Below are 16,262 nucleotides of genomic sequence, written 5' to 3'. Positions count from 1 at the left end.
GGGCCCGTGGGTAATCGTCAAGCGGCTCGGGGTGAGCTGCTTTCTTTTGCCTACTTTTCTTTGCAGCCGGCAAAGAAAAGTAGGTGCCGCCCCGCACAGGGGCAACGCCCGCGCCGCGAGGCGCTATCGCGGATGCCAGCGACGGCGGCAAAACACAAGCCGGATTCGCAGATGCCAGCGCCAAAGTAAAACAACAAAAACCGCATCGCGAACCACAAAAAAACTCAAGCCGAAGGCTTCTTATATGCAACGCAGTCGACTTCGACCTTGCAGTCGATCACCATCGACGACACCACACACGCCCTCGCCGGCGGATTCGCGCCGAAATATTCCTTGAACACCTTGTTGAAAGAAGCAAAATCACGCGGATCATCGAGCCAAACCCCACACCGCACGACATGCTCAGGCCCATACCCGGCCTCGGTCAGAATCGCCATCACATTCTGAATCGCCTTGTGCGACTGCTCAACGATCCCGCCGTTGATCACTTCGCCGTTCTCCATCGGCGTCTGCCCCGACACGAACAGCCAGCCGTCCGCCTCGACCGCGCGCGCAAGCGGCATCACCTGACCGCCCGTGCCCTTGCCACCCTCAACGCCATAACGCTTCATCGTTCAACTCCTAAAACGTAAGTGCGTCCGCAACCCATGCGAACGCATCAATCGAAAATCGGATCAGTCAGAAACCCTGTGTCAGCTCGGCCCGCGATGCCGCCGTCGCCCCACGCGCGACGAACCTGCCTGCGCGCTCGCCCGTCAGCTTGCCGTCGAGATACGACAGCACGCCATTCACCCACACGGCATCGATGCCATCGGCCGCCTGCTGCGGCTTGTCGAACGTCGCCGCGTCGCGCACGCGCGCCGGGTCGAACAGCACGAGATCGGCGTGATAGCCGATATGCACTTCGCCGCGCTCCTTCAAGCCGAAACGCCGCGCCGACAGGCCCGTCATCTTGCGAATCGCTTCTTCCAGCGGAATCAGCTGCTGGTCGCGCGCATAGTGCCCCAGCACGCGCGGAAACGCGCCCCACAAGCGAGGATGCGGCAGCGGATCGTTCGGCAAACCGTCCGAGCCCACCATCGTCGCTGGATGCGACAGAATGCGCCGCACGTCGTCCTCCGACATGTTGTGGTACACGGCGCCCGCCGGCTGCAAACGCTTCGCCGCTTCCTGCTGCGTCACACCCCACTCCGCCGCGATCTCCTTCACCATCTTCCCCGCCATCTCGGGATGAGGCGTCGACCATGTGATCGTGATGTCGATATCGCCCGTCACCTGCTTGAGGTCGAGCGTCGACGAGCTGCGGTTGTACGGATAGCAGTCGCAACCGACGGGATGCATGCGCCGCGCGCCCTCCAGCGATTCGAGCACCTCGACGCTGCGCCCCCAGTTCGACGGCCCCGCGCACTTCAGATGCGAAATCACGACAGGCACGCGCGCGTGCTTGCCGATGCGGTACGCCTCGTCCATCGCATCGAGAATCGCGTCGAACTCGGTGCGCATGTGGGTCGTGTACAACGCGCCCGCCACTGCGAGCGGCTCCGCGAGCGCCATCACCTCTTCAGTCGGCGCAGCGAACGCGGAGCCATATGCGAGCCCTGAACTCAGGCCAAGCGCGCCGTTCGCAAGCGCTTCTTCGAGCTGTGCGCGCATTCCGTCGATTTCCTGCGAGGTCGCCGCGCGATCGAGCCGGTCCATGTGGTTGTTGCGCAGCGCCGTATGTCCGATCAGCGCGCCCACGTTGACGGAAGGCTTCGCAGCATTGACGGCGGCGACATAGGCCGCGAACGTCGGATACTGGAACGCGTCGCGCTCCCCGAGCAGATTCATCGGATCGGGCGGATCGCCCTTCAGCGACACGGGCGACGCGCTAATCCCGCAATTGCCGACGATCACCGTCGTCACGCCCTGCGTGATCTTGGGCAGCATTTGCGGCGAGCGGATCACATGCGTGTCGTCGTGCGTGTGGACATCGATGAAGCCAGGCGCGAGCGCGCGGCCATTCGCCTCGATCACCTCTTCGGCCAGCCAGTTCGACAGATTGCCGATCGCGGCGATCTTTCCATTGCGCAACGCGACGTCGCGCTCGACAGGCGGCGCGCCCGTGCCATCGTACAGTTGCGCGCCGACGATCAGCGTATCGGCGGCTTCGGGGTGCGAATGCATGGATCAGTCTCCTAGCGGTTGTCGGTCGCCGCCGCCGCGATGCGCATCGAGCGCATGCTTCATGCGGCGCAGCAGTTCGCGGCTCTCGTCGCCGAGGCTCACGGCCAGTTCGGTGACGAGCACGTCGAGCGCCATCATCATCGCGTAGCGCGATGACGACGGCTTGTAGATGAAATCGGTTTCGAACGCGACGATGGGAATCAGCCAGTCAGCGAGCTTCGCAAGCGGCGACGCGGGCGCCGTCACGGTGATCAGCGTCGCGCCGTAGCTGCGCGCGATGCGGCAGCTGTCGACCATTTCCGGCACGCGGCCCGTCGTCGACAGCGCGATCACCACCGTGTCGCGCGATACCGTCGATGCGACCATGCGCTGCAGCAAGCCGTCCTGATACGTCGCGACAGGCCGGCCGAGGCGCACGAGCCGGAAGCGCATTTCATCGGCAAGCGCGGTCGAGCCGCCGCCCATGCCGAACACGTAGATCATGCGCGCTTCGCGCAATGCGGCAGCAGCCTGCGCAACGGGCGCCTGGCATAGCAAATGATGGTTGTGCGCGAGCGCCGTCTGCAATTCGTCGAACACGCGCGTCGCCAGCGGTTCGGGCGTGTCGGGCTGCGCGCCCGATTGCAGGAACCGCTGACCGACCGCCGCCGCCTGCGCGAGCCGCAACTTCAGTTCGCGCACGTCGCGGCAACCGACAGCCTTCGCAAAACGCGTAACGGTCGCGACACTTACTTCCGCCCGCTCGGCCAGCGCCCCGATGCTCGCGCGCGATGCGCCCGTCAGGTCGTCGAGGATCAGCGCCGCGACCTTGCGCTCGGCCGAACGCAACTCGGGCGCGCATTCTGCAATGCGCGCGACGATGTCGAAGGCAACAGGTTCGGCAGTGGTGTTCATGGCTCGCGCGCGCCACGCGCCGCCGGTAACATCAGCCGCGGAACGCGTGGTACTAAATAACATTTCTTCAACCATCGTACTTTCGGTAACATACGAAAGTCAACTTCGATTCGATTTAACTGGCCGATGGAGCAGGATGACATGAAAGTTACAAACTATCAGGGAGCCACGATCGATCCGTACAGCAAGGGCCTCGGCAACGTGCCGGGCACGAGCATCCAGCTTGCGGACGCGTCGCGTCTCGAATGGAATCTGCTTGACGAGGACGTGAGCCTGCCCGCCGCCGTCCTGTACGCGGACCGTATCGAGCACAACCTGAACTGGATGCAGAAGTTCGTCGCCGAATACGGCGTGAAGCTCGCGCCGCATGGCAAGACGACGATGGCGCCGCAACTGTTCCGCCGCCAGATCGAAACGGGCGCGTGGGGCATTACGCTCGCCACTGCGCATCAGGTGCGCGCCGCGTATCACGGCGGCGTATCGCGCGTGCTCATGGCGAACCAGCTGGTCGGCAAGCGCAACATGCTGATGATCGCCGAACTGCTGAGCGATCCCGAGTTCGAGTTCTTCTGTCTGGTGGATTCCGTCGAAGGCGTCGAGCAGCTCGGCAAGTTCTTCGGCTCGGTGAAAAAGCAGTTGCAGGTGCTCGTCGAACTCGGGGTGCCGGGCGGCCGCACGGGCGTGCGCGACGAGGCGCAAACCAGCGCGGTGCTCGACGCGATCTCGCGCTATCCGGACTCGCTGAAGCTCGCGGGCATCGAACTGTACGAAGGCGTATTGAAGGAAGAACAGGAAGTGCGCGACTTCCTGCGCAGCGCCGTGAGGCTCACGCTCGAACTGTCGGACAAGGGGCGCTTTGCGCGCACGCCGGCCGTGCTGTCGGGTGCGGGATCGGCATGGTACGACGTCGTCGCCGAAGAGTTCGCGAAGGCATCGCGCAAGGACCGCATCGAAATCGTGCTGCGTCCGGGCTGCTATCTGACGCACGACGTCGGCATCTATCGTAAGGCGCAGACGGATATCTTCAAGCGCAATCCCGTCGCGAAGCGCATGGGCGAAGGCCTGTTGCCCGCGCTGCATCTGTGGGCCTACGTGCAGTCCATCCCAGAGCCGGACCGCGCGATCATCGGCCTCGGCAAGCGCGATTCGGCGTTCGATGCCGGCTATCCCGAACCCGCGAAGCACTATCGTCCGGGGACGGAAGCGCCGCGCGATGTCGCTCCCGGCGAAGGCTGGGAAATCTTCGGGATGATGGATCAGCACGCCTACCTGCGAATTCCCGCAGGCGCCGATCTGAAGGTCGGCGACATGATCGCGTTCGACATCTCGCATCCGTGCCTGACGTTCGACAAGTGGCGCCAGGTGCTCGTGCTCGATCCGTCGTATCGCGTGACGGAAGTGATCGAAACGTTCTTCTGATCGTTCTTCGAAGGAGGCGGCGCTGCGCGGCGCCGCTGTCTTTCAACGGTTCAACGCCCAGCCGCCGTGGCCTCCGCGTCAGTCGACGCGGCCGCCACCACTTCACCGATGCGCGCTTCAAGCATCGTCAGCGCACTCGACAGTCCCGCCAGCACGTCGTCCGGCAACGCGGCCATCGTGTCGTGCAGGAATGCGTTGCGGTTCGGCAGACTCGCTTCGATCGCGGCGCGGCCTTCAACGGTGAGTTTCACGTTCGTAATGCGGTTGTCGCGCTCGTCCATGCTGCGCGCGATCCAGCCCATCGCTTCGAGCGACTTTAGCTGACGCGTCAGCGCGCCGGGATCGATGCGCAGCCGCTCGACCAGCTTCTTCTGCGACGACTCGCCGGCCTGCTCATATAGCGCAAGCAGAATGCGCCAGCGCGGCAGCGGATGCCCGACGCGCCCTTCGAACGCCGACATGAACGCCCGATACGTGCGGCCAAACTGATGAAGGATAGCGACGCGGTCTTGTTCTTCCATGATGTTTCTACGGTTCCAAAGCGCTCAAACGACGGTCAATCCGCGTGGATGACCGGCTCGATCTGCTTGCGCAGTTTGACGGTCGGCACGCGCCGGCAATGCCAGACTGCAAACAGCGCGACCAGCGCGCCCAACGTGAGTCCGACATGAATCGCGCCAACCAGCGACTCGCGCGCCGATTCGAGCAGCACGGCGCCATTGTGCCCTGCGCGAGCCAGTTCGTTCAAAAGCACGTGCTGCGCGTCGCGGTTGACGAGAATCTGCGGATCGCCGAGCTCTGCAAACCATTGGCTCGCGTGGTCGCCATCGAGTGCGTCGCGCACGCCGCTCGCGTACATATGCGTGACGAGCGTGCCCGTCAGCGCCGTCCCGATCATGCCGCCGATCATCCGCAGCGATTGCAGCAGCGCCGTCGCGATGCCGAGATGCTGGCGGCCCGCCGTCTGCTGCGCGAAGACCGTGAGATTAGGCAGCACGAAGCCGAGGCCGAGACCGCCCATCGTCATGAACGTCATCAGCAGCCAGTGCGGCATCGTGCGCGTCGCGATCACCACGCCGAGCGACGCGCCCGCGAACAGCGCGAAGCCGACGAACAGCATCAGGTTCGGATTCGGAATGCGCGACACGATGCGTCCGTTGACGATACTGCCGATCGTGATGAACACGACGAGCGGCGTAATCACGAGGCCCGCCTGGTTCGGCATCATGCCGAAGCCGCCCTGGAACAGCAGCGGTGCGTAGAACAGCAGCGAAAACATCGCGAAGCCGCCGAGCACGGCCAGCGCGAAAAGCGCGGACAGGCTCTGGTTGCGGAACATGTCGATGGGAAGAATCGCTTGCGGGAAGCGCTTTTCCCATTGCCACAGCGCGATCGCGCACGCCACGCTGAACGCGAGCAGCGCAACGGCCGACGCGGTCACGCCATGCTTCGGCAGCAGTTCGACGAACAGCTGCAAGCTGCCCAGCGACAGCGCGATCAGCAACGCACCGGGCCAGTCGAGGCGCATCTTGCCTTCGTGCACGACATGCCGCAGATGCGGCAGATAACGCCATACGAAGAACAGCGACAGCAAGCCGACGGGTAGATTCACGTAGAACACCGAACGCCAGCCGTAGTACTGCGTGAGAAAGCCGCCGAGCGACGGTCCGACGGCATTCGCGATCCCGAACGCCGAACTCATCAGCACCTGCCAGCGCAGGCGAACCACCGAGTCAGGAAACAGATCAGGAATACACGCGAACGCGGTGCCGACCAGCATCCCGCCGCCGATGCCCTGCAGCCCGCGCGCAATCACGAGAAACAGCATGTTGTTCGCCGCGCCGCACAGCACCGAGGCACCCGTGAACACGACGATCGACGCGATCACGAACGGCTTGCGCCCATAGTAGTCGCCGAGCCGCCCGAAAATCGGCACGGTGATCACGGACGTCAGCAGATACGACGTCGCGACCCACGCGTATAGCTCGAAGCCCTTCAGATCGGCGACGATCGTGGGCAGCGCGGTACCGACAACCGTCTGGTCGAGCGCGACGAGCATCGATACGAATGAGATACCGAGCATCGCCAGCAGCGATTCCCGGAACGGTAACACTTGCCCACTCGAATGGTGGGCGGCGGTATGCACGGCCATTTTTTGATGGAACAACTGTTGACGCGTCAACGATACGGGAATCATACCATGCTGAATGGTTCTAATCTGAGTGCGTCCGAACTCTGCCGTCACGCACTTGGACGCACCGAAAATCTCAATATCTGCCGAAATCAGCAACGATCTTGCATGGGATCAGGGAGACTCATGGATTCAGCCACGCTTGCCGCCATGCCGCTATCCGCCGACGATCTCGCGGCCCTGCGCCGCGCCAAACACCAGCTGGAAAGCCCGGCGCTGGCGATGAAGCTCGCCAGCATCGTCGGTTCGCCACTGGAAAAACTGATCGCGCGCATGCCGTCCATCGCCAGCGACAAGGTCAACGATGCGACGCAGATCGCGCTGCGCAGATGCCTGCAGCTTGCGCTGCGCACGCTGGGCCGGCCGATGGGCGGCGCGCCGCTCGGCGTCAGCGGAAAGCCGAGCAATCTGCTGCACAAGTTCGCTGTTGCGACGACGGGCGCCGCGGGCGGCGCCTTCGGACTGCTCGCGCTGCCCGTCGAACTACCCGTCACGACGACGCTGATGTTCCGTTCGATCTGCGATATCGCGCGCAGCGAAGGTGAGGACCTGACGTCGATCGATACGCAATTGCAATGTCTGACCGTGCTCGGCATGGGCGGGAAGTCGAAATCCGACGACGAGGCCGATTACGGCTACTTCATCATGCGCGGCGCGTTGGCGCAGGCCGTGTCGAAGGCGTCGTCGGAGATTGCGAGCAAGGGATTCACGGCGCATGGCTCGGCGGCGCTGCTGCGCCTCTTGAACACGATCGCGTCCCGCTTCTCGGTGCAAGTGAGCGAACAGATCGCGGCGAAGTCGATTCCGGCCATCGGCGCGGTGCTCGGCGCAATGGTCAACACGGTGTTCATCGATCATTTCCAGCAGGTCGCGCACGGCCACTTCACCGTGCGCCGGCTCGAGCGCCATTACGGCACGGGTGTCGTGCAGGCCGCTTATCAGACAATCGACGTTTCGCTCGACGGGTGAACGCTGTCGGGCGCGCTCGTCACGCGCGACACAAAGCGCGCGGCGAGATCGAGCGCGCGGCGCGCCTCGGGGATGAACGGCACCCAGAGTTGCCAGACGTGCGGCATCTTGCGCCAGATTTCGAAGTCGATGTCGACGCCCGCGACGCGCGCCCTGTCGACGACGCGGCGTGAATCGTCGAGCAGCACTTCCGTGCTGCTCACCTGGATGAACAGCGGCGGCAAGCCTTTCAGGTCCGCGTAAAGCGGCGATGCGTACGGATGCGTCGCCGGGGTATCGCCAAGATAGAGCCTGGCGGCACGCGCGACGGAGGGACCGTGGAACATCGGATCGATGCCGTCGTTGGTTTGCAGCGACGCGCCCGTCGCGGCGAGATCGGTCCACGGTGAAAACAGGATCGCGCCTGCCGGCAGCGGATCGCGCGCATCGCGCAACGCGACGAGCGTCGCGAGCGCGAGACCGCCACCGGCGGAGTCACCGGCGATCACGATCGACTCTCGTTTCGTCCCATCTTCGAGCAGACAGCGATATGCGGCCAATGCGTCGTCGAGCGCGGCGGGGAACGGGTTTTCCGGCGCAAGGCGGTAATCGAGCGAGAAAACCCGCGCCCGGCTGCGTGTCGCAAGACCGAACGACGCCGCGCGATGCGTCCGCGGCGAGCAGAAGTAGTAGCCGCCACCGTGCAGATAGAGAATCGTCGCCGCGTGTCCGCCATCGGCGCGTTCCAGCCATTCGCCACGCAACGGCCAGTCACGCTCGCCATAGCGTTCATGCAGCACCCAGCCAGGCGGCACGCGCGGCGTGTACGCGCGCTTTGCGGTCATCTTGCGCGCGCGTTCGGCGCTGATCGTCGGATGCCGCGTCTGCGGATGAAACTGACGGCGCAAGAACCAGCACGCCAACGCGCTTTGCCAACTCATCGGAACACTCTCCAGCGACGGTTAAGCACCATGGTAGTGGGATTTGCGTGCTGTCGTCGAAGACGGGTTCGATTGGCTGCGCCGGCTGGCAACGCGCCGCTTGCGTCATGCGTGAAGAAAAATGGCCGGGAACCGTCGCGGACGGTCGCGGCCATCGTGGCTGCATGTGTTGGCTTCTCGTTGGTTTAGTTCGCCGGCAATACCTGGCCGCGAATTTCGCCCGAAGGATTTTGCGCCGTATGGACGTTGAAGTACCACTGTCCGGCAATCAAATCGGTGACCTGCTGTTCCGTCAGCGTCGCGGAACCCTTGATCGGACTGGCGAGCGCATTCTTGTCGATGGGCACCTGCACCTTCGCGTTCTGACCGACGGGCGCCGGACCATGGAAGTGCGCCATCGTCACGGGACCCGATAATCCTTCGTATGTGGCCGTCCATTTGAGCATTCTGCTCGAGGTGTCGAAGGTGGCGTCCAATGCGCCGTGCCCATGGCTCACGCGGGGCGGCACTTCGCTCGACGGTTCGAGGTCCGCCTTCAATTCCACCGTGTCGGCCAGCGCAACTCCCGACGCTAGCGCCCACAACACGGCCACCATGCTCAGCTTTCGAATCGCAGTCATTGTTATCTCCGGGTCTTTGTGCGTCGGGCGAGCATCGCAGCGGATGCCATGCCGCAACTGACGCCAGCACATACTAGTGCAAATCGGAGCACGGCGTACGACGCACGCGTAGCGATGAAAAGCCTTGCGAAGCAAACGGAAAATGGGTGTCAGGCAAGCAGCGCAGCCTGTTCTTCGATGCCGTCGAGCATCGTATTGCATTTGCGGACCAGCGCGACGCCTTCGCTACGCAATTCCTCCACGGGCGCAACCGTCAATCGCCGCCGATAGTGTTCGAGTTCCCCGAGCAATGGCGGATACTGCAAAACGCCAGCCGCGCCGGCGACGCGATGATGCCACTGCCGTAACGCCGCGACGTCGGGCTCGTTCAGCAGCGGCAGCAACGCGCGCAGATCGTCGCGCACCGCCGACACGAACGCGTCGAGCAGCGACTTGACCGTCGATTCGCTGCCCCAGATCTGCGTCAACTGGCTGAGGTCGACGGGTACGAACGGCATGTTGTCGGCGCTTTCGGAACCTGCATCCGCAACGGGCGCGCCGGGCACTTCAGCTTGCACGGCGGGCCGCGCGCTGTCCGCGCCGAACCACCGGCTCAGATATTCTCGCAACGTGGCGAGCCGCGTCGGCTTCACGAGGCAGTCGTCCATGCCGGCCGCGCGACATGCCTTCAGATCTTCCGGCGCCGTGTTCGCGGTGATGCCGAGAATCGGCAGCCGCGCGCCGCTGAGCCGTTCTCTTTCGCGCACGGCTCGCGCGAGTTCGTAGCCCGACATCCTGGGCATGTGGCAGTCGGTAATGAGGAAACCGTATGGCGTCTCATCGAGTGCTTCGAGTGCTTCGGCGCCATCGTTGACGACATCGCACGCGAAGCCAAGCAGCGCCAGTTGATGGCGGATCAGTTCCTGATTGACGGGATGATCCTCGGCGACGAGCACGAGACGACCTGCCGCGATCGCGCGCTCGCGGTCCGGCGGCGCAAAGCTCGCTTCGACTTCGCCCGGTTGACGCAGAGGCGTCGGCGACAGCCCCGTCAGCGCGGCAGCGCAGGCAGCGCTCAGACCGCGCCACGAAATCGGATTGATGCTGACGCGCACGGCGTCGTCGACGATCCGGTAGCCCGTCGGCTTTGGCTTCTCGCTCAGGCCGATGACCTTCGCGCCGGACTGTGCGACAGCCTCGGGAATGTCGATGCCGTCGGCGACGAAAACCAGGTCTACATCGCGCAGCACGCGCGGATTATGCAACTCCTTGCGGTTGCTGCTTGCGCAATGCAACTCGATGCCGAGCGCCGCCGCCAGATGTATCAGCGCGTGCGCGACGGACTTGTCGTTCGTGGCGACGATGCCCCGCTTGCCGCGCAATCCTCCCGCCGTGTAGTGCTGCATTTCAACCGGCATCGACAGACGCAGCGTCATGCAGGTCCCTTTGCCCGGCGCGCTGGACAGCGAGAGCGTGCCGCCCATCAGCGCGACCAGCTTACGGCAGATTGTCAGTCCGAGACCCGTGCCGCCAAAGCGCCGTGTCGTCGATGATTCCGCCTGCACGAAAGGCGCGAACAGCCGCGCCTGCACATCGGGCGCGATGCCGATACCCGTATCGTCGACGGTTATTTCTATGGTCTGTCCCGCGTCGTCCTCGCCGACCACCTTCACGTGGACGTCGACCTCACCCTCCGGCGTAAACTTGATCGCGTTTCCGAGCAGATTGAACAGGATCTGTCGCAGTCGCACACTGTCGCCGCGCAGCGTCGCGGCCACCTGCGGTTCGATGTCGACGCGTACTTTCAGACCTTTCTCGTGTGCGCGTCCCGCCAGCAGACCAACCGCGGTGTCGACGAGATCGCGCAGGTCGATTGGCTCGGACTCGATGGTCAGGCGTCCCGCCTCGATCTTCGAATAGTCGAGCAGGTCATCGAGAATCTGCAGCAGCGCGCCCGCCGATTCGTGAATCATCCCGAGCATTTCGCCCTGGTCGGCATCGAGCCGCGTGCGCTCCAGGACTTCGACGAGTCCGAGCACGCCGTTCATCGGCGTACGGATTTCGTGGCTCATCATCGCGAGGAAGTCATCCTTGGCGCGCGACGCCGCTTCGGCCAGATCGCGCGCGTGCGCGAGTTCGTCGGAACGCAGCCGTTCGCTGCTCACGTCGACCCAATAGCCGCTCCATACGGTGACGCCCGATGGTTCGAGGCGCGGCACGAGTCCCGCGCGAACCCAGCGCTGTTCGATCCCGCCATCGATGCGAAACTCGAGGCGCAGCGGTTCGGAAAGCTCCGCGGACCGCTCAAGTGCGGCCACGACGACAGGACGATCGTCTGCGCAGATGGTGCTGAAATCGAGCTCGCCACTGCGCATCAGCACATTGCTGTCGTATCCGAACAGGTGCTCCGTATCGCCGCCGACATACGGGAACGTGTATTTGCCATCGAGGCCGCGCCGCAACTGGAACACCACGGCCGGCAATGAACTCGTGACGTCGACGAGGCGCCGCTGGGTCTCGCTCGCCAGCACTTCTGCACGCCGGATGTCAGTGATGTCGACGACCGTGCCCAGCACGCACACGGGCGCCCCGTCTGCCCCGTTGCAGACGGACACGCAAAAGATGCCATGGCGGCTGTCGCCGTCGCGGCCTTCGAACTCCAGTTCGACTTGCGTCGGCGTGGCGCTCTTCAGCACGTCGCGGGTCAACTGTTCGAGCCGCACGCCGTTGTCCTCGCCCCATGCGCGAACATCGGCGCTGGTACGGCCGATGACGGCGTCGCGAGAGAGCCCGGTTGCGTCCTCGTAGGCCCGGTTGACGGCGATGTAACGCCCACACAAGTCTTTCGCGACGAGCGGATAGGGCACCATCTCCATCATCGTCTGCTGGAAATTCAGCTGCGACTCGAGTTCGCGCTCGGTGCGCTCGCGCCGCGCGACTTCGCGTTGCAGCAGCATGTAGGCCCGCAACGTCACCAGCAGCACGACACCGATACCGATCAGCACCGGCAGCAGGCGCAACGCCGTCACGCTCCAGCCGCGTTGCGGCGCAACCTCGCCCGTCACCCATTTTTGACTGATGCGCTGCCGCTCTGACGCGGGCATCGCAAGCAATGCGCGGTCGATCAACCCAGCCAGCGGCGCAAGATCGTCGCGCACGGCAAAGCCGACGGGGTCCGGCTCGCGCACGGCGCCGACGATCTTCAGCACGTCCGCATACTTCCGCGTGCGCGCGGCGTCGATTTCCGCGACATTGCCGACCAGCGCATCGGCGCCCCCGGAGGCAAGCAGTTGCAACGCCGCGTCCAGACTCGGAGCGACGATCACGCGTGCAGCGGGTACGCCGTACAGTTCGAACGGCACCGAGCCGCGGCTGTGCGACGAAACCACTACACGCCGCTTTGCGAAATCGGTCAGACTGCGCGCGGCGGGCTCGTGTGCACGCGCTACGATAACGAGGGGATAGTTCTCGTATGAACGTGTATAGGTCGCACCCGACAGGCGCGGATCGTTGCGGGTGGCCGTAGCGAGCACCGCGACGTTGCCACGGTTGAATTCGTCAATCGTCGCTGTCCGGTCCCTTGCCGGCGCTCGATGGAATTTGAGGCCCAGCGTGCGGCTCAGATAGTCGAGATAGTCGGCGGCGAAGCCCGTTGGTCTGCCCGTGTCGTCCAGCGTGCTGAACGGCGCCCAATCGCTGTCGAAGCCGACCGGCAACGACGGCAACGACTGCAACCAGGCCTGTTCTTCGCGGCTCAAGACCAGATTGGGCACCGTCGACGCGGCCCGCGTGTCGAAAGTGGCACCGAGCCATCGCGCCCGGATCGCGGCTTCGTCTTCCGGCTGCATGGCCGCGAGGCCGCGGTCGAGCTTGTCTCGCAGATCGCTTCTCGCGATGGGCACGGCAAAGCGTAGTTCGCTGAACTGCCCCGTTTCCTCGAATGCGATGCCCAGGTTGCGGAATTCGGCATCGATGAGATAGTGGCGCACAGCCGGCGTGAAGCCGAAGTACACGTCGTCGTCGCCCTTTTTGACCGCACGCAAGGCCGAGAGCGTGTCGGCAACGACATTGATCCGTGCGCGCGGATACCGCTCCCGCAGCACCGTGCTCAGCGCGAAGCCGCGCTCGACGGCCACGCGCGCGGTTTGAAGCTGCGCCCGCCCCGACAGCGCCATCGTGTTGTCCGCGAGCGTCACCGCCGAAGTCGAGCCGCGAAAATAGGGCACCGAAAATGACAGGCAATGCTCGCGCCCCGGCGTACGGGCGATGCTCGTCAGCAGGTCGACGCGGTTCGCGCAAGCCGCTGCAAGCAACTGCTCCATGTCGGGATACGCTTTCGTCTCGATTTCGACATCCCGTCCGACGATGGCGCGCAGATAGTCGACGCTCAAACCCGTGTATTTGCCGTCTTGAAACATCTCGAATGGCGACCAGCCATTGGCGAGCACACCGACCGTCAGCTTTCGAGGAAATGCAGATGGAGTGGTGTCAGGGGCCGCATTCGCCGACTGGCTGTACAGCCACATCGAAAGCAGCGCGATGCAGGCTGTCAGGACTCGGCAAACGCGAATCAGCCACGCGGCGCGAGCAGATTTACACGTGGAAGAAGCCGTCAGGTCTGGGGAGAGCATGGCCGCACGCTCACGCCGACTCGCCGTGGCGGCCCTCGTACGGCGAAGGCACGCGGTAATCGCGCGAGTCGCCGGGCAGCCGGGAATGCAGCAGGCCGGCGAGCACGCCACCCGCGAGCGGAGCCGCCCAGAACAGCCACAACTGGTCGAGCGCCCAGTCGCCGACGAAAAGCGCCGGCCCCGTCGAGCGCGCGGGATTGAGCGATGCGTTGGTAATGGGTGCAGCGACGACGTAGCTCAATGCCAGCCATACGCCTGCGACGAGCGGGCTGACCAATGTGGCCGATTTGTAGCCCGACATCAGCATGCGAGCCATGACGAACGCAAAGGACATCGTCACTTCGACGGCTAGCGCGGAATGCAGTTGATAGTCGGCAGGCGAGTGATCGCCGTACCCGTTGGCGCCGAATTCGCTCGCTGCGAGTTCGAATCCTGGACGCCCGCTGGCGATATAGGCCAGCAACGCGGCGCCCGCGACCGCGCCGAGTATTTGCGCCGCGATGTACGGCGCGAGATAGCGGACTGGAAAGCGTTGCGCCGTGACGAAGCCCACCGTGACGGCAGGGTTGAAGTGAGCGCCTGAGAAACGCCCGAGCACATAGGTCGCCGTAGTCAGTGCGAAACCGAATGCCAGCGGCATGGCCAAAATGCTATTGCCCTGCGCGCCCGAGTTGAACACCGCCGTGCCGCATCCGATGAACACAAGCCAAGCCGTCCCAGCGCCTTCCACGATCAACCGCTTCACCAGCCCTGACATGCACCCTCCCGGTAACTGCGCCGCCCGATCGCTCTGCGAGGCGGACTCTCTTTTGCGCCCGGTATCGATTGATATGCAGGTCGAATCAATGGCATGGCGCTCGCCCCCGCGATCCGCGGAGTCCAACAGGAGATTGTTGTGCGAGCAAACAAATCGATAAATCGGACAACTCCGAAAAAAATGTTAGCGTGCGTAAGCCTGCTGCGAAAGAGTTCATGTAAGACCGATCTGGCATGCGTAGTCGATAACGTCGGCTTCCGTCTCCAGACCAAGCTTGCGCATCGCATTGCGCTTTTGCGTGCTGATTGTCTTGGCGCTGCGATTCAGCTTGACGGCAATTTGACCAATCGTCATGCCGCTCACATACATCGTGAATACCTTCCACTCCCGCGCGCTCATCACGCCTGCCCGCGGCTGAGGCACACCCGCCTCCGCGATGGCCGCGCGGGCGTGATTGGACAGATATCCCTGCCCCGTCACCGCGGCGTCGATCGCGTGTACGAGCGATGCCGTGATATCGCGCTTGTCGACGATTCCGGCGATGCCGTGCTGCAGCAGCCCCATCAGAATCGATGCCTGATGGATCATCGTGAGCACCACAACGGGCAAATGGGGCGCATGGTGCAACAGACGTCTCAGGAACTGGATCGCATTGCTCTCGCCATCGATACCCGGCATGCCGAGGTCCGATACAACGACATCGCACGCGCACGAATCGAGCAATTCGGCAAGGGCTTGCGTATCTGCCGCCTCGCCCACCACGGAGACATGGGTTATCTGCTCCAGCAAATATTTGACGCCCATGCGCACGCATGCGTGATCGTCTGCCAAGACGACCCGAATCTTGTTTTCCATCTTGTTGTATTCTTCTCGGTGGACCGTCGCTTCATTGCTGTCCCCTTGCAGACGGTCGTTTCGCTACGTTGCGGCGCCGCTACGTCAACCTCTTCAGGCCAAACTGCGTGCAGCGTCCAGTTGATCGTCGGGCACCAGTCCGTGCTCGACCGCGAACCTGAATAGCTCCGCATCGCTTTGCAGCGACAGCTTGCGCATCGCCGTGCATTTCTGCGCGCTGATCGTCTTGACGCTGCGGCCAAGCCTCAGCGCGATTTCCGTCACGCCACGCCCCGACGCATAGTGCGTCAGGACTTCGAGCTCGCGCCTCGAAAGCACCTGCCGCACGTAGTCGATCCGGCGCGACAGCGTCGCGTCAGCCAGCAACGCGCGGATTGCAGGGCCCACATAACATTCGCGGGCCAACGCGGTGATGATGGCCACGTGAATCAGATCGATGCGGTCACGCTTGCTGATGACAGCGCCCACGCCGAGCCCGATTACCTTTTGCAATGCATCGGCCGCCGTTTCCATGGTCAGCACGACGATGACGACGTCGGGATGACGCTCCCTGAACTGGCGGACCATGTCGACGCCGTCGCCGTACGCGCCTCCCGGCATGTACAAGTCCATGACGATGAGTTCGCATTTGACACGCTGCGCTTCAGCAAACAGTTCAGATGAATCTGTTGCCCTTCCCACGATTTCGATATTCGGGAAGCCCGACATCAGATTCTCCATCGCAAGCAGGACCAGCGGATGATCGTCAGCGATGATGGTGCGGATCGGTAATGTCCCGTCCCTCTTGATATTCACGGCCTGGTCCTCCCTGTACCTGTCACCTGTTACATCGTTTTGCCCGCGAGAATCGGACATTCAGCC

Annotated in this window: 13 protein-coding genes; 2 read left to right on the top strand and 11 right to left on the bottom strand. The window is 63.7% G+C overall.

The window, feature by feature from the left end:
• Positions 1-224: 224 nt before the first annotated feature.
• The 3 genes from J8I87_RS04220 to J8I87_RS04210 form a co-directional block, all read right to left on the bottom strand.
• The gene (locus J8I87_RS04220) at positions 225-611 is read right to left on the bottom strand and encodes a RidA family protein (RefSeq protein WP_209930186.1); all 387 of its coding nucleotides are present in this window, start codon (positions 609-611) and stop codon (positions 225-227) included.
• A gap of 67 nt (positions 612-678) precedes the next feature.
• On the bottom strand, positions 679-2,166 hold the full coding sequence (locus J8I87_RS04215; protein ID WP_209930185.1) for an amidohydrolase family protein: 1,488 nt from the start codon (positions 2,164-2,166) through the stop codon (positions 679-681).
• A gap of 3 nt (positions 2,167-2,169) precedes the next feature.
• Positions 2,170-3,060: a MurR/RpiR family transcriptional regulator gene (locus J8I87_RS04210; protein WP_209930184.1), complete on the bottom strand. Its 891-nt coding sequence runs from the start codon at positions 3,058-3,060 to the stop codon at positions 2,170-2,172.
• A 141-nt stretch (positions 3,061-3,201) separates the two neighbouring features.
• Between J8I87_RS04210 and J8I87_RS04205 the strand changes: the two genes are divergently transcribed.
• Entirely contained in the window at positions 3,202-4,479 is a 1,278-nt protein-coding gene (locus J8I87_RS04205) for an amino acid deaminase (protein WP_209930183.1), read from the top strand.
• 50 nt (positions 4,480-4,529) lie between these two features.
• On the opposite strand, the gene J8I87_RS04200 is transcribed toward J8I87_RS04205, so the two are convergent.
• On the bottom strand, positions 4,530-5,000 hold the full coding sequence (locus J8I87_RS04200; RefSeq protein WP_209930182.1) for a MarR family winged helix-turn-helix transcriptional regulator: 471 nt from the start codon (positions 4,998-5,000) through the stop codon (positions 4,530-4,532).
• 35 nt (positions 5,001-5,035) lie between these two features.
• Positions 5,036-6,631 (bottom strand): MDR family MFS transporter, encoded by a 1,596-nt coding sequence (locus tag J8I87_RS04195; protein WP_209930208.1) that lies wholly within the window; start codon positions 6,629-6,631, stop codon positions 5,036-5,038.
• A 165-nt stretch (positions 6,632-6,796) separates the two neighbouring features.
• Between J8I87_RS04195 and J8I87_RS04190 the strand changes: the two genes are divergently transcribed.
• Positions 6,797-7,639, top strand: a complete 843-nt coding sequence (locus J8I87_RS04190) for an EcsC family protein (protein WP_209930181.1) — start codon at positions 6,797-6,799, stop codon at positions 7,637-7,639.
• On the opposite strand, the gene J8I87_RS04185 is transcribed toward J8I87_RS04190, so the two are convergent.
• From J8I87_RS04185 to J8I87_RS04160, 6 genes are all read right to left on the bottom strand, one after another.
• Complete coding sequence (locus J8I87_RS04185) at positions 7,609-8,559, bottom strand: alpha/beta hydrolase (RefSeq protein ID WP_209930180.1); 951 nt, start codon at positions 8,557-8,559, stop codon at positions 7,609-7,611. The genes J8I87_RS04190 and J8I87_RS04185 overlap by 31 nt on opposite strands.
• Before the next feature lie 185 nt (positions 8,560-8,744).
• Positions 8,745-9,179, bottom strand: coding sequence for a CHRD domain-containing protein (locus tag J8I87_RS04180; protein WP_209930179.1), 435 nt, complete (start codon positions 9,177-9,179; stop codon positions 8,745-8,747).
• Between the two features lie 149 nt (positions 9,180-9,328).
• Positions 9,329-13,684 (bottom strand): ATP-binding protein, encoded by a 4,356-nt coding sequence (locus J8I87_RS04175; RefSeq protein ID WP_245253678.1) that lies wholly within the window; start codon positions 13,682-13,684, stop codon positions 9,329-9,331.
• Positions 13,685-13,799: 115 nt separating this feature from the next.
• On the bottom strand, positions 13,800-14,546 hold the full coding sequence (locus J8I87_RS04170) for an aquaporin (protein WP_209930177.1): 747 nt from the start codon (positions 14,544-14,546) through the stop codon (positions 13,800-13,802).
• Between the two features lie 213 nt (positions 14,547-14,759).
• The gene (locus tag J8I87_RS04165) at positions 14,760-15,401 is read right to left on the bottom strand and encodes a response regulator transcription factor (protein ID WP_209930176.1); all 642 of its coding nucleotides are present in this window, start codon (positions 15,399-15,401) and stop codon (positions 14,760-14,762) included.
• A gap of 93 nt (positions 15,402-15,494) precedes the next feature.
• On the bottom strand, positions 15,495-16,196 hold the full coding sequence (locus J8I87_RS04160) for a response regulator transcription factor (protein ID WP_209930175.1): 702 nt from the start codon (positions 16,194-16,196) through the stop codon (positions 15,495-15,497).
• Positions 16,197-16,262: the final 66 nt, after the last annotated feature.

Source organism: Paraburkholderia sp. LEh10 (genome assembly GCF_017814945.1).
Taxonomy (GTDB): domain Bacteria; phylum Pseudomonadota; class Gammaproteobacteria; order Burkholderiales; family Burkholderiaceae; genus Paraburkholderia.
Note: the sequence above shows the minus strand (reverse complement) of the source record. Positions and strands in the feature narration are given on the sequence as shown.

Coding starts and splice junctions, on each gene's coding strand:
- J8I87_RS04180 (WP_209930179.1), bottom strand. CDS start 9,179: ATGACTGCGATTCGAAAGCTGAGCATGGTGGCCGTGTTGTGGGCGCTA.
- J8I87_RS04195 (WP_209930208.1), bottom strand. CDS start 6,631: ATGGCCGTGCATACCGCCGCCCACCATTCGAGTGGGCAAGTGTTACCG.
- J8I87_RS04190 (WP_209930181.1), top strand. CDS start 6,797: ATGGATTCAGCCACGCTTGCCGCCATGCCGCTATCCGCCGACGATCTC.
- J8I87_RS04210 (WP_209930184.1), bottom strand. CDS start 3,060: ATGAACACCACTGCCGAACCTGTTGCCTTCGACATCGTCGCGCGCATT.
- J8I87_RS04165 (WP_209930176.1), bottom strand. CDS start 15,401: ATGGAAAACAAGATTCGGGTCGTCTTGGCAGACGATCACGCATGCGTG.
- J8I87_RS04175 (WP_245253678.1), bottom strand. CDS start 13,684: ATGTGGCTGTACAGCCAGTCGGCGAATGCGGCCCCTGACACCACTCCA.
- J8I87_RS04205 (WP_209930183.1), top strand. CDS start 3,202: ATGAAAGTTACAAACTATCAGGGAGCCACGATCGATCCGTACAGCAAG.
- J8I87_RS04185 (WP_209930180.1), bottom strand. CDS start 8,559: ATGAGTTGGCAAAGCGCGTTGGCGTGCTGGTTCTTGCGCCGTCAGTTT.
- J8I87_RS04200 (WP_209930182.1), bottom strand. CDS start 5,000: ATGGAAGAACAAGACCGCGTCGCTATCCTTCATCAGTTTGGCCGCACG.
- J8I87_RS04170 (WP_209930177.1), bottom strand. CDS start 14,546: ATGTCAGGGCTGGTGAAGCGGTTGATCGTGGAAGGCGCTGGGACGGCT.
- J8I87_RS04215 (WP_209930185.1), bottom strand. CDS start 2,166: ATGCATTCGCACCCCGAAGCCGCCGATACGCTGATCGTCGGCGCGCAA.
- J8I87_RS04220 (WP_209930186.1), bottom strand. CDS start 611: ATGAAGCGTTATGGCGTTGAGGGTGGCAAGGGCACGGGCGGTCAGGTG.